This is a genomic window from Tepidibacter sp. Z1-5 (genome assembly GCF_037844525.1).
Lineage (GTDB): Bacteria > Bacillota > Clostridia > Peptostreptococcales > Peptostreptococcaceae > Tepidibacter_A.
In genome coordinates this window covers 1-25959 of sequence record NZ_JBBMMD010000083.1, presented here as the reverse complement: position 1 = coordinate 25959, position 25959 = coordinate 1, and the positions used below count along the sequence as shown (strand labels likewise).

Below are 25959 nucleotides of genomic sequence, written 5' to 3'. Positions count from 1 at the left end.
ATAATCATAAATTTATAGAGGTGAAATATGATTAAAAAATTATTAAGTAAAGAAAAAGGGTATGCACAAGTATCTGTTAATAAAAAATTTAAGAATAAAAGTGTTGATGAAAAGTTTTGGATAAAGTGTGAAAATTGCAATAGTAATATTTTCATAAAAGAAGTAGAAGAAAATTTAAGCTTATGTCCTAAATGCGATCGTCATTTTAAACTTTCTGCTAGGAGCAGAGTAGATTTGTTAATAGATGAAAAAACGTTTGAAGAACTAGATGAAGATTTAGTTTCTATAAATATATTAGAATTTCCTGAATATGAAGAAAAGCTAGAAAGATATACTGCAAAAAGTAGAGAAAAAGATGCTGTTATAACTGGTTACGGTAAGTTAAATGGTATAGATGTTGTACTTTGTGTAATGAATTCAGCGTTTATGATGGGAAGTATGGGTTATATAGTTGGAGAGAAGATAACTAGGGCTATTGAGTATGCTATAGATAATAAATTACCTGTTATAATAGTATGTGCATCTGGAGGAGCTAGGATGCAAGAAGGGATAATATCTTTAATGCAAATGGCAAAAACTTCTCAAGCTTTAAATAAACTTAGTGAAAATGGACTACCGTATATATCTGTATTGACAGACCCTACTACTGGTGGAATAACGGCAAGTTTTGCTATGCTTGGAGATGTTATAATGGCAGAGCCAAATGCTTTGATAGGATTTGCTGGTCCTAGGGTTATAAAACAGACAATTAAGCAAGATCTTCCTGCAGGATTTCAAAAATCTGAATTCTTATTAGAACATGGATTTTTAGATTTGATTGTAAGTAGAAAAAATATGAAAAACAAAATCCAGCAAATATTGAGAATGCATGGATATTAAGGAGGGCTAAGTATGAATAATTTAGATATAGATAAGCCCATTATAGAGCTTGAAAATAGAATTGCAGAATTTGAAAAAATATCGAAAGAAAATAATATAGATTTATCTAATGAAATAGATATGCTTAGTAAAAAGCTTGTGAATCTAAAAAATGAAATATATGAAAATTTAACTGCGTGGCAAAAGGTAAATATAAGTAGAGCATCTAGTAGACCTACAACTGAAGATTATATAAAAAATATATGCAGTGAATTTATAGAATTTCATGGTGATAGATTGTATAAAGATGACAAAGCTATAGTTGGAGGAATAGGAATAATAGAAAATATGCCTGTTACTATAATAGGTCATCAAAAAGGAAAAGATGTAAAAGAAAATATAGAAAGAAATTTTGGTATGCCACATCCTGAAGGATATAGAAAGGCTTTGAGGCTTATGAAACAGGCAGAAAAGTTTAAGAGGCCTATAATAACTTTTATAGATACTCCAGGAGCGTTTTGTGGTCTTGAAGCTGAAGAAAGAGGTCAAGGAGAAGCAATAGCTAAAAATTTATTTGAAATGAGTTCTTTAAAAGTTCCTGTAATATCTATAGTTATCGGAGAAGGAGGAAGTGGAGGAGCATTAGGTCTTGGTGTATCTAATAAAGTAGCTATGCTTGAACACTCTATATACTCTGTAATATCTCCGGAAGGGCTTTCTAGTATATTGTGGAAGGATGCTTCTAAAGCAAATGAGGCATCAGAAATAATGAAGCTGACAAGCTCTGATCTATATAAACTAAATGTTATTGATAAAATAATAAAAGAACCTTTAGGAGGATCACAGAAGAATATTGAGTTTACATCAGATAAAATAAAAGACTATATAGTAGAACAACTAAATGAGTATTCTAAGAAAACTAAAGAAGAAATAGTTTTTGAAAGATACAGTAAATTTAGAAAAATCGGATATGATTTGTAAATAAAAAAAGGATTTAGATTTTAGATGTAGAATAATATAAACAAGAAATCCAATTTTAAATGCACAAGGAAACATAATAATATTAAGGGGGGCATATTTGAAATGGAAGTATTAAAAGTTTCATCAAAATCTAATCCAAATTCTGTAGCAGGGGCTCTAGCTGGAGTTTTAAGAGAAAAAGGTTCGGCAGAAATACAAGCTATAGGAGCAGGCGCTTTAAACCAAGGTGTTAAGGCTGTTGCTATAGCAAGAGGATTTGTTGCACCAAGTGGTATGGATCTTATATGTATACCAGCTTTTACTGATGTTGATATTGATGGTGAAGAAAGAACAGCTATAAAGCTTATAGTAGAACCTAGATAATAAAAGAACCTCTTAAGAGGTTCTTTTAATTTTGAGGATTAAACATTTGAAGCATCATCATAACTTGGTCCATTGTTATACCATACTGTTCTAATAACTTATCGATTACAGGTGAGAATTCTCTCATTAATTCATCTTTATTATTTTTAACCAATGCTTCAATTTGTGGAACTATAGATTTTATAAATTCTATTTGTTCTTTTTCTGATAGATTATTAAAATTTGAAGTAAGTTCATTCATAGTTAAAATCCTCCTTATTATTAAAGTGCATTTATCCAATTACTATTATACAAAAAAAATATACCTTTGGGAATAGATAAAAAAATCGTTTAGGCGTACAATTATTCATGAATTATTCTATCAAATAATAATATAAGATACACAATTTTTTCTAAAGAGAATTACAAATACTAATTAAACTAGAGAAGCGTTTTCTTATAATTACAGCTAGGGAAGAATTATTAAGACGAATAGTAGATATTATAATTTTACTTCATAAAACATAATATTAAAAAAAGAGTGAAAATTATACAATTTCATGTTAAAATTACAATGTAAGAAAAAATTCTAATGAAAAGGGGTATTTCATATGAACAAACCTATATTATCTGCTCACTTTGAGTCAAGAAAACCATCAGCAGTTCGTCTTGCACAAATGAAGTATGAAGAGCGAAAAGTAAAACCAGAAGCTGTTATTAATGTGGGTATTGGAAACGTTTCTCTTCCAGCAAACACTGCAATGCAAAAGAGAATGTTTGCATTAGATGCAAAGAACAGTCCATTTGCTAGTGGTGTTATTAGATATACAACAACTGCTGGAACTCAGGAATGTCAAGATGCTTTTAGGAACATTTTAAATTGTGAAGGTTTTGATACAAGTAAGCTTCACATTCAAGTTACAGATGGTGGATCAACAGCAATGGAATTGCTACTAATTGGTACATGTGGGCCAGCAGGAACAGATGAAAGTCCTTTATTAATGATTGACCCAGCATATACAAATTACATTTCGTTTGCAGAAAGAACTGGAAGAAAAACAGTTACTGTAAAGCGTCAATTAAATGAAAATGGAAACTTCGATCTTCCAGAAATTGATAAAATTGAAGAAGTAATTAAGGCGAATAATCCAGGAGCATTATTAGTAATACCATATGATAATCCTACTGGTCAGCTGTATGACTATGATTCTATGAAAGCATTAGCAGAGCTTTGTGTGAAGTACAATATGTGGATGGTAAGTGATGAAGCATATCGTGAACTTTATTATGATACAGATAAGCCACTTGTAAGTATTTGGGGTGTAACTGATGCAGATGTTCCTGGAATTGAAGGTAGAAGAATTAGTATTGAGACTGCTTCTAAAGTATGGAATGCATGTGGTTTAAGAATTGGTGCATTAATTACAGATAATGCCGAATTTAATAACCGTTCAATAGCTGAATATACAGCTAATCTTTGCGCAAATGCTATTGGTCAGTACATATTTGGTGCATTAGCTCATGAGAGTAAAGAAGGAATCTTAGGATGGTGTCAAGAAATCAGAGAATATTATAGAGAACAAATCTTAAAAGTTTATAAAGGATTAAAGGAGCAAGAGCCTAATCTTATTGTTTCGAATCCAGATGCATCTATTTACACAGTTGTAGATGTTAGAAATGTTGTTAAACCAGGTTTTAACGCAATTGATTTTGTATTATATTGTGCAGGTGAAGGTTCAGTTAATATTGATGGTGTTGAAACAACATTATTAGTAGCACCTATGAGTGGATTCTATGATATTAAAGACAGTGAAGCCAACCCAGGAAGCACACAGTTTAGACTTTCTTTTGTTGAAACACCAGAAAAAATGGATAAAATTCCCGAGTTATTTGTAAAACTACTTAAAGAGTATGAAGCACAAAGATAATAAATAATGTTATTAGAATTTAACATGACCCTAGTCAAGACTTAAAAAGTCTTGACTAGTTTTTTGTATAAAGAAAACCATCTGCTATGCAGGTGGTTTTAAAAAGCTTATATTTATTTTTATATATAGAACTATTTCCAAATAATTGATAGAATAAACATATAGATTATTATTTTAAAGTTAGGAAGTGATGTTTTGAAAAATTTAGTTAGTGCAAAATGGTTAAAAGAAAATAATAATGGTGATATGGTTGTAGTAGATTGTAGATTTGATTTACAGACGCCTTCATATGGTAAAGATAGTTATTTGAAAGAACATATACCAAACGCAGTATATATGGATATGGATAAAGATCTAGCAGGAGATGTAAAAGAACATGGAGGAAGACATCCGTTACCTAATTTAAATGAGTTTAAATCAAAATTAGAAAGTTGTGGGATAGGGAATAGTACAATAGTTGTAGTTTATGATGATGGAGAAGTTGCAGGTGCTTCTAGATTTTGGTGGATGTTAAAATATATAGGACATGACAAAGTATATATTTTAGATGGAGGAATAAAAGATTGGATAAAGTCAGGTTATGCTTTGACATCTGATATTCCTAAGAAAGAAAATAAATATTTAGATATTAATATAAATCAGTCTATGATAGCAACAGTAGATGAAGTTAGAAAAAATATAGATAAAAATAAATCTATTATAATTGATTCAAGGTCTTTTGAAAGATATAAGGGAGAAGTAGAACCTATTGATAAAAAAGCAGGTCACATTCCTAGTGCACAAAATTATTTTTGGATGGATGTTTTAGAAAATGATAAAGTAAAGAATAGTAAAAAATTAAAAGATCATTTTAAAAAAGTATCAAAATATGAAAATATAATTGTTCATTGTGGATCTGGAATAACTGGCTGTGTAAACTTTGTAGCTCTTGATGAAATTGGTATAAAATCAAAACTTTATCTAGGATCATGGAGTGATTGGATAAGCTATGATGATAATGAAATAAAAACGGGAGAATAAATGAACTCTTCATATAATATCTATATAATGTATACAATTTTTAGTAAGGGGATAGAGTTATATGAAGAATATAAAGATTATATTGATAATTATTATGGTAATGTTAATAGGATATGAATCTGGAATAATGATTGTAAATTCTATGAAAACTAATGGAAGTGTAATTAACAAAATCTTGGATAATACAGAACTTGTTTGGAATGGTCCTAGAGATAAAAAAGTTATAGCTATTACATTTGATGATGGTCCTCATCCGAGATATACACCAAAGATATTAGATTTACTAAAAAAATATGAAGTGAAAGCCACATTTTTTGTATTAGGAAAACATGTTGAGTTCTATCCTGAACCACTAAAGAGAATAAAAGCTGAAGGGCATGAAATTGGAAATCATACATACTCTCATGTTGATGTTAAAAAAATACCTAGTAGAAAAATAGAAGAAGAATTTAATAAAACCCAAAAAAATATATACGATGTAATAAAAGAAAAACCAAAAATATTTAGACCACCGTTTGGTTCCTATAATAAATGTCTTAAAGACTTAGCTAAAAAAAATAATATTAAAATAATATTATGGTCATCTAGCCAAGATTGTAAAGATTGGAGCAATCCTGGTGTTGAAAAGATAGCAAATACAGTCATTAACAATGTAGGAAATGGAGATATTGTATTACTTCATGATTATGTTAATACTACAAGTCAAACATATGAAGCTTTAAAAATAATATTGCCAGAACTTAAACATAGAGGTTATAAATTTGTAACAGTATCTCAGCTTATAGAAAATAGAGATTATGAAAATGAAATAAAAATTATAGGAAATTAAAATACACATTCTTAATTGAATGTGTATTTTAATTTTTATTCCCATTTAGGAGTATAAAAATTTCCGTCTTTGACTATTCTATTTCCCTCATCTTCTGAAACTATATAACTGGATATGCCTTGTTTATCATACTTTTTTACTGTATATATAGCTTCTTCTCTATTCATAGGTTTTGAAATAGACTTATTATCAGAACGTATTATTATATATTTTTCCATAAAATCCTCCCTAATATAATTATTTATTAAAAAGATGACATTGATTTAAGTTTTGATTTACATACTATTATAATTTCTCGTAAAAATATTTAGATACTAAGAAAAATGTAGAAAATTTACATACATATGTAGATAAGAAATTTATAAAAACAGATATGTTTAATGGTATAATATATATGATATTTACACTATTTTTGCCAAAAAAGGGGGGGAAATAAATTGATCTTAATGATAGATAATTACGATTCTTTTACTTACAACTTAGTTCAGTTTCTGGGAGAATTAGGCGAAGAAATAATAGTAAAAAGAAATAATGAAATAACATTGCTTGAAATGGAAAAATTAAATCCGGAAATTATAGTATTGTCTCCAGGACCGTGTTCTCCTAATGAAGCAGGTATTAGTATAGATGTTGTAAATTATTTCAAAGGAAAAAAACCTATACTGGGTATATGCTTAGGACATCAAACAATAGCACAAGTATTCGGAGCGACAATAAAAAGAGCTATAAGGCCTGTACATGGTAAGGTTCATGCTATAAAACACCTTGATAAAGGCGTGTTCAAAAATCTAAATAATCCATTAAATGTTACAAGATATCACTCTTTAGTTGTAGACAAAGAAACATTGAGTGATGATATAGAAATAACAGCTATTACTGATGAAGGTGAAATAATGGGAATTAAACATAAAAATTATCTTATAGAGGGAGTACAGTTTCATCCTGAAGCGATACTTACTGAACAAGGTCATGAAATATTGAAAAATTTCTTAAGACAAGCTAGAGAGGAGGATTAATATGATAAGAGAAATATCAACAAGTTTGAATTCATTTGAAATATATACTTTGTTTAAAGATGATAAATACAGTTTTATACTTGATAGTTCTATGGATGAAAAAGAATTAGGTAGATATTCATTTATAAGTTCAAATCCTTTTAAAATTTTAAGATATAAGGATAGTGAAGTGAATCCTCTAGAAAAACTAAGAATAGAGCTTGATAAATATAAAATAAAAAACGATACAGAACTGCCATTTATAGGTGGAGCAGTGGGATATTTATCATATGATTTAGGTAATTACATAGAAAAATTACCTAAAAGTGTAGTGGATGATATAAAATCTCCTGATTTATATTTTGGATTATATGACTGGGTGATTGTGATTGATCATTTGATGAATAAAACTCTTATAGCAACTCCTGAGATAAATGTTAGAGATGAAAAAAAGATAGTTGCCAATGTATGTAATTTAATAAATGGTGCTCAAAATAATGGCATAGATAAATTGTGTTATGAACAAAAAACATTTTCAAAAGTAAAGCTAGAGTCCAATTTTAAAAAGAAAGACTACATAGATGCAATTGAAAAAATAAGAGACTATATAAAAAATGGTGATATATATCAAGCTAATATGACGCAAAGATTTCATGGTAAAGTTAGTATGTCAAGTTTTGAATTATACAGAGATCTTAGAAGAATATCACCTGCGCCTTTTGGAGCTTTTTTGAATTTCCAAGATATTCATATATTGTCAAACTCTCCAGAACGGTTTATAAAAGTTAGTGACAATTGTATACAGACAAGACCTATAAAAGGAACTAGACCTAGAGGGAAGAATGAAGAAGAAGACTTGTTGTTAAAAAATGAACTTTCAAATAGCGAAAAGGATAAAGCTGAATTGTTAATGATTGTAGATTTAGAAAGAAATGATATAGGTAGAGTTGCTAAAATAGGTACAGTAAAAGTACCTGAATTATTCAAATTAGAAGAATATGCAAATGTTCATCATCTAGTATCAACTGTTGTTGGAGAAATTGAAAAGGATAAAGATATAGTAGATGTTATAAGTGCTACTTTTCCTGGAGGATCAATAACTGGAGCTCCTAAAATAAGGGCTATGGAAATTATTGATGAATTGGAACCTACAGCTAGAAATGTATATACAGGTTCGGTTGGGTATATAGGATTTGACTCTAATGCTGACTTTAATATAGCTATTAGAACTATAATTAAAAAAGATGATGATGTATTTTTTCAAGTTGGAGGCGGAATAACTTGGGATTCTAATCCAGAGGATGAGTATGAAGAAACTCTTCATAAAGCAAAATCGATTATGAATGCTATAAGAGGATATTATGAAGAATAAAGCATCTTTTAATAGCGAATTAACTAAATTCGGAATAGGAATATTTGAAACTATGAAGGTAATCAATGGAAAGGTAATATTTTTAGAGGAACATTTGAGTAGAATGTATAGTTCCATTGAAAAATTAAATTTAAACATGCCTATTGAAAAAAGGGAATTAAAAGAAAAAATAAATTGTTTTATAGAAAACGTAGATTATAAAGCTTTAAGAGTAAGTGTATATGATGAAGGCTTTAACATTCAATTAAGAAATATAAATTACACTTACGATGATTACAAAGAAGGATTTAAATTAAATATATCTCCTATCAAAAGAGGCAAAAGTATATTATATAATCATAAGACCACTAATTATTTTGAAAATATGTACTCTAAAAAATATGCTTTATCTAAAAATTTTAATGAAGCATTGATGGTGAGTTTAAATGATGAAGTTTTAGAAGGGTCTATGACTAATATATTTTTTATAAAAGAAAATAAAGTATATACACCTATTATAGATAAATCGGCTTTACCTGGTATAATAAGATTTAAAGTAATCGATATTTGTAAAAAAATGAATATAGAATTGATTGAAAAAATAATAAAATTAGATGAAATTAAAGATTTTGAATTTTGTTTTATAACAAATAGTCTTATAGATTTAATGAAGGTGATAACGATAAATAATATAAATTATCAAAAAGAAAATAACATATTTAGAAAAATAAATTCTAATTTAAAGGAAATATACTATGGATATTAAACAAGTGTATGAAGAATTAGTATTAAAACTTAAAAAAAATCAAAATAATATAGCTATAATAGTAGTTGGTTCTAGTGTTGACTTGAATTTTAATAAAAATATAAATGATATCGATTTGTTTATTATAACTCAACAGGGAGATAAACAAATAAGAAAAAGATATAATATACAAAATGTTGAATTTGATATAAATTATTTTTCTGAAAACTTAGCATATGAATTGATAAAGAAAAAAGAACTTTTCTTTATAGAAGGAATTATTAAAGGAAATAATATATATGACAAAAAAAATATACTAGATGATATAAAGAAATACGCTGAAAGTGAATATAATAAGGGTCCTTTAACGTACGGCTTATGTGAGATAAAGGAATTAAAATTTAATATTACAGATAACATAAAAAGAATTAAAAATAGTGAAGATTTAGCTTATATTCATTTTATGTCAAATTTATGTCTAAAAAAAATATTGAAATCTTATTTTATAGTGAACAATAAATGGGTTCCAAAAGATAAGAAATTATTTCAAAAAATAAAAGAAGAAGATTATAATCTATATAATCTTTTTCAAAACTTATATATGAGTTATGATTTTAATGTTCTAAATGCCATGGTTGAATATGTATTTAAAAATATAAAATAAAAAGGGAGATGGGAGATATGGATAAAGAAAAAATCAAAAAAGCTGTAAGAGATATATTAGAAGCAATAGGAGAAGATCCTGATAGAGAAGGTTTAATTGATACTCCTGATAGAATAGCTAGAATGTATGAGGAAATATACAGTGGTTTAAATGAAGAACCTAAAAAACATTTAGAATTGTTTTTTCAAGATGAAAAGCATGAAGAATTAGTTCTTGTAAAGGATATACCGTTTTATTCTACGTGTGAACATCATTTAGTGCCATTTCACGGCAAGGCGCATGTAGGTTATATTCCAAGAGGAGGAAAGCTTACAGGACTGTCTAAACTTGCAAGAGTGGTTGAAACTGCTGCTAAAAGACCTCAGCTACAAGAGAGAATAACGAAGACGGTAGCTGATGCGATTGTTGATGTTTTAAATCCATATGGAGTTATAGTTGTAGTTGAAGCTGAACATATGTGCATGACTATGAGGGGAGTAAAAAAACCTGGCTCAAAAACTATAACTTCAGCAGTAAGAGGTATATTTGAAAAAGATGTAGCTGCAAGAGCTGAAGTTATGAGTTTGATAAACTACAAATAGGAGGAATAGAAATTGTTTAATTTTGGGAAAAAGACATATATAATGGGGATTTTAAATGTAACTCCTGATAGTTTTTCAGATGGAGGAGAGCATAATAATGTAGAACTTGCTATAAAACATTCTAAAGAAATGATAAAGCAAGGAGCAGATATTATAGACATAGGAGGAGAATCTACAAGACCTGGATCAGTATTTGTGGATGAATGCGAAGAAATTAAAAGAGTAGTCCCTGTTGTTAAAAAATTAATAAATACAATTGATGTACCGATTTCGGTTGATACTTATAAAGCATCTGTAGCTAGTGAAGTTCTAAAACTTGGAGTACCAATGATAAATGATATATGGGGATTACAAAAGGATGAATTAATGGCTAATGTAATTGCTGAGCATGATGCATATATAGTTATTATGCACAATCAGGATAGTACCGAATACGAGGAAGATATTATATCATCTATAAAGAAGTTTTTAAATAAAAGTATAGAAATAGCCAAAAAAGCAGGCATAAAAGATGATAGGATAATACTTGATCCAGGAATCGGATTTGGTAAAACTCCAGAGCAAAATATGCATGTTATGAAGCGTATTGATGAATTAAAAGATTTAGGATACCCAATTTTATTAGGAACATCTAGGAAGTCTATGATTGGAAAAATTTTGGATCTTCCTGCTAAAGAAAGAGTAGAAGGAACAATAGCTACCACTGTAATGGGAATAATTCAGGGAGTTGATATAGTAAGGGTTCATGATATAAAAGAAAATGCAAGAGCTGCAAGGGTTACAGACGCTATATACAGAAAGGACGTATAAGTAATGGACAAGATTATATTAAATAATTTATCATTTTACGGATATCATGGGGCTTTAAAAGAAGAAAATATACTAGGCCAGAAGTTTTTTATTGATATAGAACTTTATTTAGATTTTAAAAAAGCTGGTGAAAGTGACGATGTTAATGATTCAGTTCATTATGGTGAAGCATATGAGATTGTAAAGAAAGTAGTTGAGAAAGAAAAGTATAACTTATTAGAGGCTTTGGCAGAAAATATATCAAAACAACTATTTGATAATTTTGATATGGTTCAAGAAATTATGGTTAGAGTAAAAAAACCAGAAGCACCGGTAAATGCTATATTCGATTATTTCGGTGTAGAAATAAGGAGAAAAAAATATGAGTAGAGCTTATCTTGGTCTTGGTACTAATATAGGAGATAGATTGAATTATTTAAATGATGGGATAAGGTACATAAAGCAATTTGAAAATACAGAAATAGTCAAAATATCCAAGGTATACGAAACAAGACCGTGGGGATATACTAATCAAAATGATTTTTTAAATCTTTGCGTAGAAATAGATACAAATTTAACACCTGAAGAATTACTAAAAAAATGTTTAGAAGTAGAACTTAATCTTAAAAGAGAACGAATCATTAGGTGGGGACCTAGAACTATAGATATTGACATTTTAATATATGATGATATAATTTGTAATGGTGAAAAATTAACTCTTCCTCATCCACGAATACAAGAAAGAGCTTTTGTGTTGATACCTTTGATTGATTTAAAACAAGATTTAACAATAAAAGGTAAGTTGTTAAAAGACTGGTTAAGTGAATTAGATGCGGAAGAAGTAAAGGAGTACATAGGGAATGAGTAAAATCATACTAAAAAATATGGATATTACTATAAATTTAAAAAATGGTACAACTATTCCAAATGATAGACTTATAATTGCTGGACCTTGTGCAGTAGAAAGTTATGAACAACTTCTAAGCATTGCTAAATTTATAAAAAGTAAAGGTGCGAATGTATTAAGAGGTGGAGCATATAAGCCTAGAACTTCTCCTTATTCTTTTCAAGGTATGAAAGAAGAAGGTCTGAAGATATTTGAATCAGTCAAAAAAGAAGTGGGTATCCCTATTGTCACAGAATTAATGGATGTAAGAGATCTTGACAAAATATATGATGTAGCAGATATTATACAAATTGGTTCTAGAAATATGCACAATTTCTCTCTATTAACAGAGGTAGGAAAACAAGACAAGCCTGTACTTTTAAAAAGAGGTATGTCCGCTACAATTAAAGAATGGATAAATGCTGCTGAGTATATAGCTATTGGTGGAAATACAAATATAATAATGTGTGAAAGAGGAATTAGGACGTATGATGATTATACTAGGAATACATTGGATTTAGCAGCAGTTCCTATATTAAAAAAAGAAACAGGACTTCCTGTTATAGTTGATCCAAGTCATGGAACGGGGATAAAAGAACTAGTTAAACCAATGAGTTTAGCATCTTTTGCCGCAGGAGCAGATGGTATAATGGTAGAAGTACATCCTGAACCTGAAAAAGCACTTTCGGACGGACCCCAATCGTTAACATTTGATGAATTCGAAGATGTTGTAAAATCTTTAAATAAATAGGGCTTATATTAGCCCTGTTTATTTTTTTAAAAATATTTTTCAAGAATAAAGAAGGAATTTATTAAAAAAAGTCGAATTATAGTAAATTGTATTTATAAAAAAATAATACTCAACTATTAATTCTTGATAAAATTTAAGAATTTTCAGATGAAGGAAATATAAATTTTATCAAGAATTAATAAATATTACACCTAAATAGAAGGTGATTGTATGAATGATATGCATGAGATAATAGAAGAAATAAAGTTAAGAAATGACATTGTTGATATAATATCTAGTTATATACATGTAAAATCTGCTGGAGTAAATTATAAAGCATTATGTCCTTTTCATTCAGAAAAGACACCATCATTTTCAATAAGCACTCAAAAGCAAATGTATAAATGTTTTGGTTGTGGAGAAGGTGGGGATGTTATAAATTTCGTAATGAAAATGGAAAATGTAGATTTCATGGAGGCCTTAGAATTTCTAGCTCAAAGAGCGGGTGTTGAAATTAAAAAAGGAAAAATAAGTGAGGAATCTAAGCAAAATATAAATAAAAAGCAGAAATTGTATCAAATCAATTTAGATGCAGCTAGATACTTTTTTAAGTCTATATCGGGTTCGAATAATAATGGGTACAAATATTTAAAAGATAGAGGGCTTGACGATAAAACAATTAAATATTTTGGATTAGGTTTTGCTAAAAATGACTGGAATGATTTAAACCGTTATTTGTTACAAAAAGGATATGAGCAACAAAATTTAATAGACAGTGGGTTAGCTATTCAAACTAAGAATAAAAAAAATTATATAAATAGGTTTAAAAACAGAGTCATGTTTCCTATATTCGATCAAAGTGGTAAGGTTATAGCGTTTGGAGGTAGAGTATTAGATGATTCGCTTCCTAAATATTTAAATTCATCAGAAACTATTCTGTTTAATAAAAGAAAGAATTTATATGGTTTGAATTTTGCTAAAAAAAATATAAAAAATGATACATTAATTATAGTAGAAGGTTATATGGATGTTATAAGTCTTTTTCAATACGGTATAAAAAATGTAGTTGCGTCATTAGGTACTGCATTAACTATTGAACAAGCAAAGTTAATAAAAAAATATGTCAATAAAGTTATAGTCGCTTATGACAATGATGAGGCTGGTATTAATGCTACTTTAAAAGCTGTTGAAATATTTAATGAAGTTAGATTAAATATAAAAGTATTAAATTTAGGGAAATACAAAGATCCTGATGAATATATAAGAAGAGAAGGATTAGATAAATTTAATATGTTATTAAAAAATTCTATACCTTTAATTCAATTTAAAATTGATATATTGAAAAAAAAATATAATTTAAATAATGATCAAGATAGATTACTGTTTACAAAAAATGTAGCGAATGTTATTAAAAATATTAAAAGTCCTATTGAAGTTGAATATTATATTAATAAAATTTCTAAAGAAACAAATATATCTATAGATGCCATAAATAGTGAAATTTACGGTGAATATTACAAAAAAGATAAATCTAAAAAAGAGTTCAAGAAAAAAATAGAAAAAATAAAAATTAAAAAAAGTGGTATTGAGATTGCAGAAAAACAAATTATTCATATATTTTTAAATGATAAAAAACACAGAAATGATATTTTAATGAATTTGGAAATAGATGATTTTTTATTTGAAGAAAGTAAAGAAATATTAAATTATATAATTAAAAGTAATGAATTGGATATAATAACTATTGACAAATTGAAAAGTTTAGGCATATCAGAAGAATATATACAGGATATATATGATATTAACATAGATTCAAATATTAATTTAAATGATATTATAAATGTTTTGCAAAAAAACAGTTTAAAGAAAAAGAGAGATTATTTACTTAAAAGGCAAGATGAATTACAGCTAAATAAAGAGAAAGATAAAAATATAGAAGCAAGTGAGGTTGATAGAGAATTGTTAGATATTGCAATGGAAATAATACGATTAGAAAAAGAGATGAAGAATATTTTATAGAAAGGAGGAACTTATTATGGCAAAAAAAATAAGTAAAGAACAAAGACAATCTGTAAAAGAATTAATGGATAAAGGAAAAAAACAAGGATCTTTAACATATAGTGAAATAATGGAAGTTTTAGGAGAAGTGCAATTAGATAAGGACCAAGTTGAAAATTTATATGAGACATTAGGACAAATGGGAATTGAAGTATTAGAAGAAAAAAATAAAAAAGAAAACCTAAAAGTAGAAAAAGATGAAGATGATAGTGATGATGAAGAATTAGATTTTGAAAGTATAGATTTATCTTTACCTAAAGGAATAAATATAGATGATCCGGTTAGAATGTATTTAAAAGAAATTGGAAAAATACCTCTTCTTTCGGCACAAGAAGAAATAGAACTTGCTAAAAGAATGGAACAAGGCGATGAGATAGCTAAAAAGAGACTAGTTGAAGCTAATCTTAGGTTAGTTGTAAGTATAGCTAAAAGATATGTAGGAAGAGGAATGTTATTTCTTGATTTGATTCAAGAAGGAAACTTAGGTTTAATTAAGGCAGTTGAAAAATTTGATTATACTAAGGGATATAAGTTTAGTACTTATGCTACATGGTGGATAAGACAAGCAATAACTCGTGCGATAGCAGATCAGGCTAGAACTATAAGAATACCTGTTCATATGGTTGAAACTATAAATAAACTTATAAGAGTATCGAGACAATTACTTCAAGAGTTAGGTAGAGAACCAAAACCTGAAGAGATTGCAAAAGAAATGGATATACCAGAAGATAAAATAAGAGAAATATTAAAGATAGCACAGGAACCAGTATCTTTAGAAACTCCTATTGGAGAAGAAGAAGATAGTCATCTGGGTGATTTTATACCAGATGAAGATGCACCTGCACCTGCAGAGGCTGCGGCTTATTCTCTTTTAAAAGAGCAAATTGAAGAAGTGTTAGGATCATTGAATGAGAGAGAACAAAAGGTCTTAAAATTGAGATTTGGATTATCCGATGGAAGAGCTAGAACGCTTGAAGAGGTAGGAAGAGAATTTGATGTAACTAGAGAAAGAATTAGACAAATAGAAGCAAAGGCATTGAGAAAATTAAGACATCCAAGTAGATCTAAAAAATTAAAGGATTATTTAGATTAGAAAATTCGCCTATAAGGCGAATTTTTTTCTAATTCCAATATTGCTTCATATTTCCGTATTCTATTTCTTTCTTTAATTTATCTTTGGATATATTTTTTTCTTGTGAATCTTGTATTTGGGCATTTATTTCTTTGGCTTCTTCAGCCCATTCATAGGTAGTTCCACCCCATTTATATTTTAATAGTTTTTTTGGTGGAATTATTTCTTTCTTCATATGAAATCACCTCATTATTATTATTATTAAAATACTTATTTTAATTCAGGAAAGGAAGTGTAAAAAATGAAATTAACTCCAAGATTAGAAGCAGTAGCTAACCTAGTTAGTCATAATGCAAAGATAGCAGATATAGGAACTGATCATGGTTATATACCTGTATACTTAATGAAAAATGATAAAATAAAAGGTGCAATAGCAGCTGATGTAAATAAAGGACCATTAAAAAATGCAAAAAAAGAAATTATATCAAGTAATCTAGAATCTAAAATAGAGCTTAGATTAGGAAGCGGACTAAGTGTATTAAAAATAGGAGAAGTAGATGAAGTTGTAATAGCGGGCATGGGAGGAGTTTTAATAAGCGAATTGATAGAAAATGAACTTGAAATAGCAAAAAAATTAGACAAACTTATATTACAACCAATGCAAGCATCATCTGAACTTAGAAAATATTTACACAAAAATGGATTTATTATTGATAAAGAAATTTTAGTGAAAGAAGATTTCAGAATTTATGAAATAATGGTAGTTAAGTATGTTGGAGGCGAAATATCTCAAGAAGATGAAATTTATTACGAGATTGGAAAGGAACTTTTAAAAAACAAAGATTGTTTAATTTTAGAATTTATAGATAAAAAAATAAGAGAATATTCTAAGATAATTGAAAAATTAGAAGGAAAAGAAGGTGAAAAAATAGAATCTAAAATATATGAGTGTAAAGCTAAAATCCAAAAGCTTGGGGAGTTGAAAAATTATGTACATTAGAGATATAATAAAAACATTCGAGAATAAATATCCTAAATCATTAGCTTATAATTGGGATAATATAGGGCTAATTGTAGGTGATGAAATGTCTAGAGTAGCAAAAATTCTTGTTACATTAGAAGCTACTCAAGCTGTTATAGATGAAGCTGTAGAAAATAAAGTAGATTTAATAATAACTCATCATCCTTTTATATTTAAAGGATTGAAAAAAATAAACAAATCTACAACAAAAGGAAATGATATATATAAGCTAATAAAAAATAATATCAGTTTATATTCGGCACATACTAATTTTGATATAGCTTATGATGGACTAAATGATGAAATAGCTAAAAGATTAGATCTAAAGGATGTTCTTGTTTTAGATACTACATATGAGCAAAAACTATACAAAATAGCTGTGTATGTTCCAGCGTCTCATCAGGAGTGCATACGAAAAGCTATGACAGATATGGGATGTGGTAATATTGGAAATTATAGTGATTGTTCGTTTACTTTCGATGGTGTAGGGAGATTTAAACCTTTAAATGATTCTAATCCTTATATAGGAACAAAAAACGAAATAGAGACTGTAAAAGAAGTTAAAATAGAAAGTATATGTGAAGAAAGTAACTTAAGCCAGGCTATAAATAATATAATAAACGCACATCCATATGAAGAAGTTGCATATGATATATATGAATTGAAAAATACAGGCAAAAAATATGGACTTGGACGAATTGGGGAATTACAGAACTCTATGAAGTTTAAAGAATTATCAGTAATTGTAAAACAATCATTAAATATAGAAAATTTAAGAGTTACAGGTAATTTAGAAGATTATGTAAATAAGATAGCAATAGTAAGTGGATCTGGAGCTGAATTTATGACTAAAGCTCATAGTATGGGAGCAGATGTTTTAATTACTGGAGATGTAAAATATCATGATGCTCAAAATGCCTTAGAATTAGGCATAAAAATCATTGATGCTGGTCATTTTGGAAGTGAGAATATATTTGTAGATATAGTCGAGCAATATTTACAAAATAAGTTTGAAAATATAGAAATATTAAAATCAAAATCTAATATAAATCCATTCGTTACAATATAAGGAATAGTTTTGTCTATTCCTTATTTTAATATAAAAAATAATTATAGTTAAACGGAGGTATCATTATGAATCAAATTATAAAATTAGATCAAAAATACAATTTAATAGATAAAATTAAAACTAAGATAATATATATTCAAAAATATCCAAAATTATCAGAAATGAAAACTAAATTATCTAAAATAAATAGTCTTGAGGAAATGTATATAAAAGAACTAGAAACTTTAAAAAAAACAACTATATTATTAGAAGATGATTTGAAAAATAAGGAAAATGAATTAAAAAAGATAAATAAAGATTTATATAGTGGATTAATAAAAGATATAAAATTGCTTGATAATATAAAAAACAAAGAAATTAATTTAGAAGAATCAAAAGAAATAGTTGAACGAGATTTAATTAACAACATGGATGAAATGGAAAATTTAAACACTAAAATACAAAAATGTAAAATCAAATCTGTAGAATTAAAACAAATTATTGAAAATTTAAATCAAAAAATTATAAAAAAAACAGATGAATATACAAAAAAAATACATGTTAATTTAAATCAGATAGAAGAATTAAAAAGTGAAATAAATAACGATGATTTAATTAAATATGATAATATTAAGAACAAACATAAAAATGCTTTGGTTAAAGTTGAGAACAATATCTGTGGGGGATGCAATGTTGAACTTTTTATGAATAAAATTAGTAAACTAGATAATAACGAAATTATTGAATGTGAAAACTGTGGTAGATTAATGTATAAATAATAATTTTATTTTTTATTAAAAAAAAGAAAACTATAATATATTATTTTTAAGCAACTGAGTCTGTGAAGACTCATTGCCTATATGAAAGTACGTGAATTTTTAGAACGTAGCTCCTCCATCTACTACGTTAGGACTTGTTTGGATCAGGAGAACCTGTGATAGTATGATATGTATTTTTTATATAAATTTTAGGTATATATAAATTAATATTATTAATTGAAATTATTACATTATATACATAGTCTATATGTTCATTTAAATCATTAAATGGAAAATATATAGTTTTAATAATTTGTTTTTTATCAAAAATATTCAATTTGTTTTCGACATTATTAATTTCAATAGTTATATGTGTATTGTATTTTAAAAGTTTAGATAGTTTATTCAATAAAATCACCAAAATAATAATTAATATATAATATATTATATATTAATTATTATTTTTTTGTGTGAAATTGTAAAAAAACAGCTAAAATGTTTCGAAAAAAGTAGAAATTTGTTTTAAAAAGTGTGATTTTGTGATAATATATAATACGAAAATTATATTATATTTTAATTATTTTTAGGAGGTCTTGTATGAATACTAATGAAACAAAAATTGTAAAAATTAGTAACGCAGATCCATCGGCAATGGGATTGTTTGGATTAGCTATGGTAACTCTTGTAGCATCATCTCAAAAATTGGGTCTTACTCAGGGGGTTTCATTTATAATACCTTGGGCAATATTTTTAGGAGCATTTGCACAATTATTTGCTTGTATTAATGATTCTAAAAAAGGAAATGTTTTTGGAACAACTGCGTTTGGAGGATATGCATTTTTTTGGTTTGGAGTTGGAACTTCGTGGCTTATTCAAAATGGAGTATTTGGAGAGAAACTGGCTGCGGGAGCAGATATTAAGCAACTTGGATTTGCTTTTTTAGGATATTTAATATTCACTGCATTCATGACTATAGGAGCAATGGAGACTCACAAGGTTTTATTTACAATATTTGTATTGATAGATTTCTTATTTATAGGATTGACTTTAAGTACATTTGGCATAATGCCTGAATTTACTCATGAAGTTGCTGCAATTTCAGAACTACTTATTGCAATAGTGTCTTTCTATGGTTCTGCAGCTGCTGTATTGAATGAACATTTTGGAAAAATATTTCTTCCGGTTGGAAAACCTTTCGGAATATTCAAAAAATAAACAATTTTATTATTTCGAAATTGTAATTGACTTTATAAAAATATAGTGTTATTATTTTGAAATATAAAAATTAAAAAATATGCCGTCCGTATAATTCTGATAATATGGTTCAGAAGTTTCTACGAGATACCGTAAAAATTTTCTCTCTATGGGTGATCCTAATAAAAAGCTATATTAAAATTGCAAATTATCAGCTTTAATGTTATCAAAAACCACAATTGGATTATCTTATAATCCAATTGTGGTTTTTTGTGATGGTATATTAAAAGGAGATGATGATTTATGAAATCAACAGTTCAAGAAAATACTAATATAGTAGATATGTTTTTTGAACTAAGAGAAAATAAGACAAATATAAAAACGGAAATCTTAGCTGGATTTACTACTTTTATGACTATGGCTTATGCTCTTTTAGTAATTCCTAATCTTTTAAAGTTTTCAGGTATGAATGCATTAGGAGTAAGAGGAGATGAAGCGGCTACGCTGTCTGTATTAAATGATCCTGTAATAGCATCTGCTTTCACAGGAACGTGCATAGTATCGGCTATTGGAACTTTGATAATGGCTTTATATGCTAATCTACCATTTGCAGTAGCCCCAGGTATAGGGTTGACAGCATTTTTTTCTTTTAGTGTATGCTTAAACTTAGGATATACATGGCAACAAGGACTAGCAGCAGTTATGATATCTGGAATACTATTTATAATAATAACAGCAACATCTATTAGGGAAAAAATCGTAGAATGTCTTCCTAGTAATATAAAAACTGCTATAACCTCAGGAATAGGTCTTTTTATAACATTAATAGGATTAAAAGGTGGAGGTATTGTAGTATCAGACCCGGGAACTTTGATCAAATTTGCTAATTTTACAGATAAAGGAGTAATACTTACTTTAATAGGAATAATATTAATGGCAATATTGATGGCTAAGAATGTAAAAGGAGCTATGTTGATTTCTATAATACTTACAACTATAATAGGTATACCTATGGGAATTACAAATATAGACGGGTTAAAAATAATAACAGCTCCTCCATCGGTGTCATATACATTTATGGCTATGGATTTTAAAGGATTATTAAGCAATGGGGGAGCAGGCGTTATAGGAACTATTACTAGTATAATAATGGTTGTGTTAACTTTTAGCTTGGTGGATTTATTTGATACAATAGGAACTCTAGTAGGAACAGCTCAAAAAGCTGATATGATTCAAGAGGATGGAAGTATTAAAAATATGAAAAAAGCACTTTTAGCAGATGCAATAGCAACAACTATTAGTGCTATGTTCGGTGGTACTACCACAGCGACATATATAGAATCGACTGCTGGAATAGCAGAAGGAGGAAGAACTGGATTAACATCTATGGTTGTAGGTATTTTATTTTTATGTTCACTGTTTTTAGGTGGGATTGTAGGCATAGTACCATCTCAGGCAACATCTCCAGCACTAATAATAATAGGTGTATTAATGATAGAATCTATAAAAGAAGTTGATTTTTCAGATTTAACTGAAGCAATACCAGCGTTTTTTACAATAGTTATGATGCCGTTTACTTATAGTATAGCAAATGGTATAGCAGCTGGAATAATATTTTACCCTATAATGAAATTAGGTACAGGAAAACATAAGGATGTTCATCCTATAATGTACATATTATCTATATTATTTATACTAAGATTCATATTGTTACCAGAATAAAAAATTTAATAGATATTTAATAAAAGACTTAATCTATGCTGGATATAAAGATATAGATTAAGTCTTTTATTTTTATACAGAAATTATATCATTTGAATTTATGAATAGATATATATTAAATATTGCATATAATATAAATAAAAAAAATTTTAACATTGAAAAATCTTATAAAAAAATATATAATAAACATGGAATCGGTAACATATAATATAAACTCAAGTTTCATTTTAAACGTATAATTCATATGAATATTGAAATATATTAACAAAATTAGAGTGATTTTATGAAAGGATGATATAAATGAATGATATTAAAATAGTAATATTATCTTTATTGACGGGAATTATAACGGGAATTATATTTACAATTTTAAAATTTCCACTACCAGCACCACCTAATATACAAGCTTTTATGGGGATATTTGGTGTTTGGTTAGGCTCATTTATAATAAGAAAATTTGAAGATTGTAAGTAAAAAGGGAGGTTGAAGTAATGGAAGATTTGATATTAACATTGAAAGCAACTTCGGCAGGAGTAGTATTAGGAGCTATCTGTCAAAAATTAAAATTACCCTTGCCAGCACCTCCTGTATTTGCAGGAGTAATGGGAATTTTAGGAGTTATAATTGGTGGTAAAATAGCACAATTTTTATTTTAATAAATAAAATCCGGTATTGAAATAATACCGGATTTTATTTATTTACCTATGTAGTCTCGAGAAATCCTTATGTTGTTTTGATGTACATTATCTATTCTATTACTACTATGTGTTTTACTACCTAAAAAATGTATATCAAATACTCCATTCATGCCATTGTTTTTGACTGCATCTAAGTTCGTTCCTGAACCATAATTACCACTTCTCCAAGTAGTATAAGCTGTTGCAGGTGCACTATCATTTCCAGCATGGGGCATGCCAGCCATAGATGCTGGAAGGGATATTCCGTTATAGGTAACTATAACTGGACGTTTATTCCAAGACCAATTTCCTCCAAATATATTTTTAAATACAGATGTGTCATATTCATTAATAGTTTCTGCATCGATATGATTAGTACCATATGTTCTCTTCGCTTTAAAAGATTTTCCGGAATATATGTCTAGTACTTCAAATGTAGACTCTCTAGGTAATGCATACTGAATTTTTGAAAACCATGTCCAATCAGATTGTGATGTTGAACTTCCTCTTGTTACAGAAGGGATCGTTTTACTATTTAATGAGTGTAGCTTTTGAATTGTATTTTTTCCTGCTATACCATCTGCTAGTAAGTTGTTATTTTTTTGGAAATTTAAAACTGACTTTTTTGTTATACTTCCATAATAACCTGTAGGAATAGCATTAAAATATCCTAATTCTTTTAAATTGTTTTGTAAAATTATAATATTTTGATTTTTCATTCCAGTTTTAAGCAGTAATGAACTATTGATTTGAGTATAGGCATTACCTATATTAGTGTGTAAGGGGTTAAATGCAATTGTTAAACTTAATATACTAGATATTATTATTTTTTTCATATTTTTCCTCCTTGGGATTTATATAATTTAGGCATAATATAAATATAATATAAATGTCGAAAAAAGTCGAAGGAAATTAATGTAATCGCTATTCTTAAAAATGAAAATTTAAATTATAATAATTAGTGTATAATAAAAATATTTATTTGGAATTTGAATTCCAATAAATTTTTATAAGAGGTGTTTAAAATGATACAAATTGAAGGGAATTATTATATTTTAAATGGGATAATACATAATGCAGACGAAAAAGTGAAATTTTCAGAAGGGATTAATAGTAGCATATATGAAGTGGTAAGGGTAATAAATGGGAAAATTTTATTTTTAGAACAACATCTTGAAAGGCTATTTAAATCTGCTAAAATACTTGGATTTAAAATAAATACATCTAAGGAAAGAATAGTCAAACATATAAACTTGCTAATAGACAAAAATAATTGTAAAAATATTAATATAAAATTAATATTTACTGAATTAGATAAAGAAGAACAGAAGTTAATAATTTTTTGCATAAAAAGTTATTATCCAGATAAACAAATGTATGAAAAGGGTATAAGTACAATACTCTATCATTCAGAAAGAGAAAAGCCAAATGCTAAAGTAGGAAATAACAAATTGAGAGAAAAAATAAACAATGAACTCAAATTCAAAAATGCCTTTGAAGCTTTGCTTGTCAATAAAGAAGGTCTAATAACAGAGGGAAGTAGATCAAATATGTTTTTTGTTAAAGGCGAAGTCATATACACCGCTCCATCTCAAAATGTATTATTAGGCGTTACTAGAAATATAGTAGTTGATATATGCAAAAAGTTAAATATAAAAATAAAAGAGAACTGCATATATGAAAATGATATATATTGTTTAGATGGAGCATTTATGACAGGCACTTCTGTTAATGTTTTGCCAATTAAAAATATAGAAAAATGCAACTTGAATTCTAATTGTAATTCTATAATAAGTAAAATAATCAAAGAATATGATAAATGTATAAACGAATACTTATATAAAAAATGAGTCTCTCAATTGAGAGACTCATTTTTTATATAAGTATTCGTTTAATTCGTCAATATACAAACTTAATTAGAAAAAAGTATTGACGAAAGTCAAAAAATCCATTATTATCTATATGCGAATGAAAATGAAATAAAGGAATATATAGTTCGTTAAAAAACTAAAAGGATTTTTGGACTAATGAGGAGGAAAAACGATGCAAAAGACAACCGATGTTGTACCTAAATCAAATATTGAGAGGATATTTAAATTAAGTGAAAACAATACTAATATAAAAACTGAAATAATAGCAGGTATTACGACATTTATGACAATGGCATATATATTGATAGTAAATCCGAGTATATTGTCTGCTACTGGAATGGATTTTGGAGCTTTATTTACAGCAACAGCTTTATCATCTATTATTGCAACTCTTGTAATGGCATTTCATGCGAATCTACCATTTGCGTTAGCTCCTGCTATGGGACCGAATGCTTTTTTTGCTTTTACAGTTGTTTTAACTATGGGTTATTCATGGGAATTTGCACTTACTGCTGTATTTTTAGAAGGTATCATATTTTTGATACTTACATTTTTTAATATTAGAGAAGCTATTTTAAATTCTATACCTATACAATTAAAAAAAGCTGTTTCTGTTGGAATAGGATTGTTTATAGCATTTTTAGGACTCGTGAACTCAGGTATAGTTATTAGTGGTAAATTTATAAATAATCAAGGACAGTTAGATGGACTTCCGGTATCTATAGGAAATATTTCTTCTGGTCCAGCTTTACTTGCTTTAATAGGAGTGATTATAACTGGATTTTTATTATCTAAAAATATTAAAGGGGCTTTATTAATTGGTATAGTAGTTATTACAATAATAGGTATTCCTATGGGAGTAACTGTTATACCAGAAGGGTTCAGAATTTTTAGTGTACCACCTTCTTTGTCTCCTATATTATTTAAATTTGAGTGGAATAATATATTTTCTGTAGATATGATTATTGTATTGTTTACATTTTTGTTTGTAGATCTATTTGATACTGTCGGTACATTAGTAGGGGTTGCTACAAAGGCAAATATGTTAGATGAAAAAGGAAATGTACCTAACGCAAAACAAGCATTATTAGCTGATGCTATAGGTACAACTGTAGGAGCTATATTTGGAACAAGTACGGTATCAACTTTTGTAGAAAGTGCAGCTGGAGTTGCTGATGGAGGAAGGACTGGTCTTACAGCTTTATCTACTGCTATTATGTTTATAGTATCACTATTTTTATCTCCTTTATTTATAATGATACCTTCAGCTGCAACAGCGCCTGCATTAATACTAGTAGGGCTATTTATGATGTCTCCTATAAAAGAAATAGATTTTGATGATTTAACTGAAGCTATTCCAGCTTTTTTAACTATAATAATGATGCCACTTACTTATAGTATATCTGAGGGTATCGTATTTGGAATATTAAGTTATGTTATATTAAAACTATTAAATGGGAAACAAAAGCAAATAACTCCTTTATTATACGTAATTTCATTTTTGTTTATAATAAAAATAATATTAGGATAAATATTACAAAAAAAAGTGTAGATGTGTTTAAAACATCTACACTTTTTTGATTAGTATAGGTAAGTGGAAAGAACTGAATATCTAAGGTGTTAGATTAAGACAAAGCTTCAATCCAAATAAAACATGAGAGACTGATAAACTACTGTATATATGAAAGATAGACATGTTGTAAAAAAACATATATTCCTAGTAGAATTAAATATTAATTTAACCTATTGTGCTAGTTAAATTTTAAAATAATAAAACTCCAACAAATGTGAAAACCTAAAGTTAATCCAAAACTTTTATAAAGGAGGTTTTCATATGTT

At 27.8% G+C, this 25959-nt stretch carries 30 protein-coding genes and 1 riboswitch; of the genes, 26 read left to right on the top strand and 4 right to left on the bottom strand.

Annotation, left to right across the window (positions count from 1 at the left end; translation table 11 throughout):
• The first annotated feature begins 27 nt into the window (after positions 1-27).
• From accD to WJW32_RS14575, 3 genes are all read left to right on the top strand, one after another.
• Positions 28-879, top strand: coding sequence for an acetyl-CoA carboxylase, carboxyltransferase subunit beta (gene accD, locus WJW32_RS14585; protein ID WP_340259654.1), 852 nt, complete (start codon positions 28-30; stop codon positions 877-879).
• Positions 880-891: 12 nt separating this feature from the next.
• Positions 892-1839 carry an acetyl-CoA carboxylase carboxyltransferase subunit alpha gene (locus WJW32_RS14580; protein WP_340259652.1) on the top strand — a complete coding sequence of 316 codons (948 nt, stop codon included), beginning with the start codon at positions 892-894 and terminating at the stop codon, positions 1837-1839.
• A 102-nt stretch (positions 1840-1941) separates the two neighbouring features.
• On the top strand, positions 1942-2202 hold the full coding sequence (locus WJW32_RS14575) for a stage V sporulation protein S (RefSeq protein WP_340259650.1): 261 nt from the start codon (positions 1942-1944) through the stop codon (positions 2200-2202).
• A gap of 25 nt (positions 2203-2227) precedes the next feature.
• Here the strand turns inward: WJW32_RS14575 and WJW32_RS14570 are convergent, their stop codons facing one another.
• Positions 2228-2443, bottom strand: coding sequence for a hypothetical protein (locus tag WJW32_RS14570; protein ID WP_340259648.1), 216 nt, complete (start codon positions 2441-2443; stop codon positions 2228-2230).
• A gap of 349 nt (positions 2444-2792) precedes the next feature.
• Between WJW32_RS14570 and WJW32_RS14565 the strand changes: the two genes are divergently transcribed.
• The 3 genes from WJW32_RS14565 (at position 2793) to WJW32_RS14555 (ending at position 5958) form a co-directional block, all read left to right on the top strand.
• Positions 2793-4109: a pyridoxal phosphate-dependent aminotransferase gene (locus tag WJW32_RS14565; RefSeq protein WP_340259646.1), complete on the top strand. Its 1317-nt coding sequence runs from the start codon at positions 2793-2795 to the stop codon at positions 4107-4109.
• Positions 4110-4304: 195 nt separating this feature from the next.
• On the top strand, positions 4305-5129 hold the full coding sequence (locus WJW32_RS14560) for a sulfurtransferase (RefSeq protein WP_340259644.1): 825 nt from the start codon (positions 4305-4307) through the stop codon (positions 5127-5129).
• 61 nt (positions 5130-5190) lie between these two features.
• On the top strand, positions 5191-5958 hold the full coding sequence (locus tag WJW32_RS14555; protein WP_340259642.1) for a polysaccharide deacetylase family protein: 768 nt from the start codon (positions 5191-5193) through the stop codon (positions 5956-5958).
• A 35-nt stretch (positions 5959-5993) separates the two neighbouring features.
• Here the strand turns inward: WJW32_RS14555 and WJW32_RS14550 are convergent, their stop codons facing one another.
• Entirely contained in the window at positions 5994-6176 is a 183-nt protein-coding gene (locus WJW32_RS14550) for a hypothetical protein (RefSeq protein WP_340259640.1), read from the bottom strand.
• Between the two features lie 219 nt (positions 6177-6395).
• Here WJW32_RS14550 and WJW32_RS14545 point away from each other — a divergent pair, with 219 nt between their 5' ends.
• The 11 genes from WJW32_RS14545 to rpoD all read left to right on the top strand — a co-directional run bounded on the left by WJW32_RS14545 (position 6396) and on the right by rpoD (position 15850).
• On the top strand, positions 6396-6974 hold the full coding sequence (locus WJW32_RS14545) for an anthranilate synthase component II (protein ID WP_340259638.1): 579 nt from the start codon (positions 6396-6398) through the stop codon (positions 6972-6974).
• A 1-nt stretch (position 6975) separates the two neighbouring features.
• Positions 6976-8325 carry an aminodeoxychorismate synthase component I gene (pabB, locus tag WJW32_RS14540; RefSeq protein ID WP_340259636.1) on the top strand — a complete coding sequence of 450 codons (1350 nt, stop codon included), beginning with the start codon at positions 6976-6978 and terminating at the stop codon, positions 8323-8325.
• Positions 8315-9070, top strand: a complete 756-nt coding sequence (locus tag WJW32_RS14535) for an aminotransferase class IV (protein ID WP_340259634.1) — start codon at positions 8315-8317, stop codon at positions 9068-9070. Before pabB ends, WJW32_RS14535 begins: the two co-directional genes overlap by 11 nt.
• Positions 9060-9713, top strand: a complete 654-nt coding sequence (locus WJW32_RS14530; RefSeq protein ID WP_340259632.1) for a nucleotidyltransferase domain-containing protein — start codon at positions 9060-9062, stop codon at positions 9711-9713. The genes WJW32_RS14535 and WJW32_RS14530 overlap by 11 nt, the downstream gene beginning before the upstream one ends.
• Before the next feature lie 17 nt (positions 9714-9730).
• The gene (gene folE / locus WJW32_RS14525) at positions 9731-10294 is read left to right on the top strand and encodes a GTP cyclohydrolase I FolE (protein WP_340259630.1); all 564 of its coding nucleotides are present in this window, start codon (positions 9731-9733) and stop codon (positions 10292-10294) included.
• Positions 10295-10306: 12 nt separating this feature from the next.
• Positions 10307-11104, top strand: coding sequence for a dihydropteroate synthase (folP, locus tag WJW32_RS14520; RefSeq protein WP_340259628.1), 798 nt, complete (start codon positions 10307-10309; stop codon positions 11102-11104).
• Positions 11105-11107: 3 nt separating this feature from the next.
• A complete protein-coding gene (gene folB / locus WJW32_RS14515; RefSeq protein WP_340259626.1) occupies positions 11108-11473 on the top strand; it encodes a dihydroneopterin aldolase in 366 nt (121 codons plus the stop codon).
• Entirely contained in the window at positions 11466-11951 is a 486-nt protein-coding gene (gene folK / locus WJW32_RS14510) for a 2-amino-4-hydroxy-6-hydroxymethyldihydropteridine diphosphokinase (RefSeq protein ID WP_340259624.1), read from the top strand. The genes folB and folK overlap by 8 nt, the downstream gene beginning before the upstream one ends.
• Complete coding sequence (gene aroF, locus WJW32_RS14505) at positions 11944-12720, top strand: 3-deoxy-7-phosphoheptulonate synthase (RefSeq protein WP_445330250.1); 777 nt, start codon at positions 11944-11946, stop codon at positions 12718-12720. Before folK ends, aroF begins: the two co-directional genes overlap by 8 nt.
• A gap of 210 nt (positions 12721-12930) precedes the next feature.
• A complete protein-coding gene (gene dnaG, locus WJW32_RS14500) occupies positions 12931-14718 on the top strand; it encodes a DNA primase (protein WP_340259622.1) in 1788 nt (595 codons plus the stop codon).
• A gap of 16 nt (positions 14719-14734) precedes the next feature.
• Positions 14735-15850 (top strand): RNA polymerase sigma factor RpoD, encoded by a 1116-nt coding sequence (gene rpoD / locus WJW32_RS14495; RefSeq protein WP_340259620.1) that lies wholly within the window; start codon positions 14735-14737, stop codon positions 15848-15850.
• A 28-nt stretch (positions 15851-15878) separates the two neighbouring features.
• Here the strand turns inward: rpoD and WJW32_RS14490 are convergent, their stop codons facing one another.
• Positions 15879-16064, bottom strand: coding sequence for a hypothetical protein (locus WJW32_RS14490; protein WP_340259618.1), 186 nt, complete (start codon positions 16062-16064; stop codon positions 15879-15881).
• A 66-nt stretch (positions 16065-16130) separates the two neighbouring features.
• Between WJW32_RS14490 and WJW32_RS14485 the strand changes: the two genes are divergently transcribed.
• The 7 genes from WJW32_RS14485 to WJW32_RS14455 all read left to right on the top strand — a co-directional run bounded on the left by WJW32_RS14485 (position 16131) and on the right by WJW32_RS14455 (position 22228).
• The gene (locus WJW32_RS14485; RefSeq protein ID WP_340259616.1) at positions 16131-16829 is read left to right on the top strand and encodes a tRNA (adenine(22)-N(1))-methyltransferase; all 699 of its coding nucleotides are present in this window, start codon (positions 16131-16133) and stop codon (positions 16827-16829) included.
• On the top strand, positions 16819-17919 hold the full coding sequence (locus tag WJW32_RS14480; protein WP_340259614.1) for a Nif3-like dinuclear metal center hexameric protein: 1101 nt from the start codon (positions 16819-16821) through the stop codon (positions 17917-17919). Before WJW32_RS14485 ends, WJW32_RS14480 begins: the two co-directional genes overlap by 11 nt.
• Before the next feature lie 65 nt (positions 17920-17984).
• Positions 17985-18677 carry a zinc ribbon domain-containing protein gene (locus WJW32_RS14475; RefSeq protein WP_340259612.1) on the top strand — a complete coding sequence of 231 codons (693 nt, stop codon included), beginning with the start codon at positions 17985-17987 and terminating at the stop codon, positions 18675-18677.
• 576 nt (positions 18678-19253) lie between these two features.
• Positions 19254-19871, top strand: coding sequence for an acetate uptake transporter (locus WJW32_RS14470; protein WP_340259610.1), 618 nt, complete (start codon positions 19254-19256; stop codon positions 19869-19871).
• A 66-nt stretch (positions 19872-19937) separates the two neighbouring features.
• Positions 19938-20040: riboswitch (purine riboswitch) on the top strand.
• Positions 20041-20153: 113 nt separating this feature from the next.
• On the top strand, positions 20154-21572 hold the full coding sequence (locus tag WJW32_RS14465; protein WP_340259608.1) for an NCS2 family permease: 1419 nt from the start codon (positions 20154-20156) through the stop codon (positions 21570-21572).
• A gap of 300 nt (positions 21573-21872) precedes the next feature.
• The gene (locus WJW32_RS14460; RefSeq protein WP_340259606.1) at positions 21873-22046 is read left to right on the top strand and encodes a DUF1427 family protein; all 174 of its coding nucleotides are present in this window, start codon (positions 21873-21875) and stop codon (positions 22044-22046) included.
• Positions 22047-22063: 17 nt separating this feature from the next.
• On the top strand, positions 22064-22228 hold the full coding sequence (locus tag WJW32_RS14455; RefSeq protein WP_340259604.1) for a XapX domain-containing protein: 165 nt from the start codon (positions 22064-22066) through the stop codon (positions 22226-22228).
• Between the two features lie 38 nt (positions 22229-22266).
• Here WJW32_RS14455 and WJW32_RS14450 read toward each other — a convergent pair whose 3' ends face one another.
• Positions 22267-23085: a peptidoglycan-binding domain-containing protein gene (locus WJW32_RS14450; protein ID WP_340259602.1), complete on the bottom strand. Its 819-nt coding sequence runs from the start codon at positions 23083-23085 to the stop codon at positions 22267-22269.
• 189 nt (positions 23086-23274) lie between these two features.
• Between WJW32_RS14450 and WJW32_RS14445 the strand changes: the two genes are divergently transcribed.
• Entirely contained in the window at positions 23275-24099 is an 825-nt protein-coding gene (locus WJW32_RS14445; protein WP_340259600.1) for an aminotransferase class IV, read from the top strand.
• A gap of 193 nt (positions 24100-24292) precedes the next feature.
• Positions 24293-25651: an NCS2 family permease gene (locus WJW32_RS14440; RefSeq protein WP_340259598.1), complete on the top strand. Its 1359-nt coding sequence runs from the start codon at positions 24293-24295 to the stop codon at positions 25649-25651.
• The last annotated feature ends 308 nt before the right edge of the window (positions 25652-25959 follow it).

Bases quoted from the DNA above. Each gene is read 5' to 3' on its own strand.
- WJW32_RS14470 (WP_340259610.1), top strand. From the start codon at position 19,254: ATGAATACTAATGAAACAAAAATTGTAAAAATTAGTAACGCAGATCCA.
- WJW32_RS14555 (WP_340259642.1), top strand. From the start codon at position 5,191: ATGAAGAATATAAAGATTATATTGATAATTATTATGGTAATGTTAATA.
- WJW32_RS14485 (WP_340259616.1), top strand. From the start codon at position 16,131: ATGAAATTAACTCCAAGATTAGAAGCAGTAGCTAACCTAGTTAGTCAT.
- folE (WP_340259630.1), top strand. From the start codon at position 9,731: ATGGATAAAGAAAAAATCAAAAAAGCTGTAAGAGATATATTAGAAGCA.
- WJW32_RS14460 (WP_340259606.1), top strand. From the start codon at position 21,873: ATGAATGATATTAAAATAGTAATATTATCTTTATTGACGGGAATTATA.
- WJW32_RS14465 (WP_340259608.1), top strand. From the start codon at position 20,154: ATGAAATCAACAGTTCAAGAAAATACTAATATAGTAGATATGTTTTTT.
- WJW32_RS14535 (WP_340259634.1), top strand. From the start codon at position 8,315: ATGAAGAATAAAGCATCTTTTAATAGCGAATTAACTAAATTCGGAATA.
- WJW32_RS14575 (WP_340259650.1), top strand. From the start codon at position 1,942: ATGGAAGTATTAAAAGTTTCATCAAAATCTAATCCAAATTCTGTAGCA.
- WJW32_RS14570 (WP_340259648.1), bottom strand. From the start codon at position 2,443: ATGAATGAACTTACTTCAAATTTTAATAATCTATCAGAAAAAGAACAA.
- aroF (WP_445330250.1), top strand. From the start codon at position 11,944: ATGAGTAAAATCATACTAAAAAATATGGATATTACTATAAATTTAAAA.
- rpoD (WP_340259620.1), top strand. From the start codon at position 14,735: ATGGCAAAAAAAATAAGTAAAGAACAAAGACAATCTGTAAAAGAATTA.
- dnaG (WP_340259622.1), top strand. From the start codon at position 12,931: ATGAATGATATGCATGAGATAATAGAAGAAATAAAGTTAAGAAATGAC.
- WJW32_RS14480 (WP_340259614.1), top strand. From the start codon at position 16,819: ATGTACATTAGAGATATAATAAAAACATTCGAGAATAAATATCCTAAA.
- WJW32_RS14445 (WP_340259600.1), top strand. From the start codon at position 23,275: ATGATACAAATTGAAGGGAATTATTATATTTTAAATGGGATAATACAT.
- WJW32_RS14580 (WP_340259652.1), top strand. From the start codon at position 892: ATGAATAATTTAGATATAGATAAGCCCATTATAGAGCTTGAAAATAGA.
- pabB (WP_340259636.1), top strand. From the start codon at position 6,976: ATGATAAGAGAAATATCAACAAGTTTGAATTCATTTGAAATATATACT.
- WJW32_RS14475 (WP_340259612.1), top strand. From the start codon at position 17,985: ATGAATCAAATTATAAAATTAGATCAAAAATACAATTTAATAGATAAA.
- WJW32_RS14530 (WP_340259632.1), top strand. From the start codon at position 9,060: ATGGATATTAAACAAGTGTATGAAGAATTAGTATTAAAACTTAAAAAA.
- accD (WP_340259654.1), top strand. From the start codon at position 28: ATGATTAAAAAATTATTAAGTAAAGAAAAAGGGTATGCACAAGTATCT.
- folK (WP_340259624.1), top strand. From the start codon at position 11,466: ATGAGTAGAGCTTATCTTGGTCTTGGTACTAATATAGGAGATAGATTG.
- WJW32_RS14450 (WP_340259602.1), bottom strand. From the start codon at position 23,085: ATGAAAAAAATAATAATATCTAGTATATTAAGTTTAACAATTGCATTT.
- WJW32_RS14565 (WP_340259646.1), top strand. From the start codon at position 2,793: ATGAACAAACCTATATTATCTGCTCACTTTGAGTCAAGAAAACCATCA.
- WJW32_RS14440 (WP_340259598.1), top strand. From the start codon at position 24,293: ATGCAAAAGACAACCGATGTTGTACCTAAATCAAATATTGAGAGGATA.
- WJW32_RS14550 (WP_340259640.1), bottom strand. From the start codon at position 6,176: ATGGAAAAATATATAATAATACGTTCTGATAATAAGTCTATTTCAAAA.
- WJW32_RS14490 (WP_340259618.1), bottom strand. From the start codon at position 16,064: ATGAAGAAAGAAATAATTCCACCAAAAAAACTATTAAAATATAAATGG.
- folB (WP_340259626.1), top strand. From the start codon at position 11,108: ATGGACAAGATTATATTAAATAATTTATCATTTTACGGATATCATGGG.
- WJW32_RS14455 (WP_340259604.1), top strand. From the start codon at position 22,064: ATGGAAGATTTGATATTAACATTGAAAGCAACTTCGGCAGGAGTAGTA.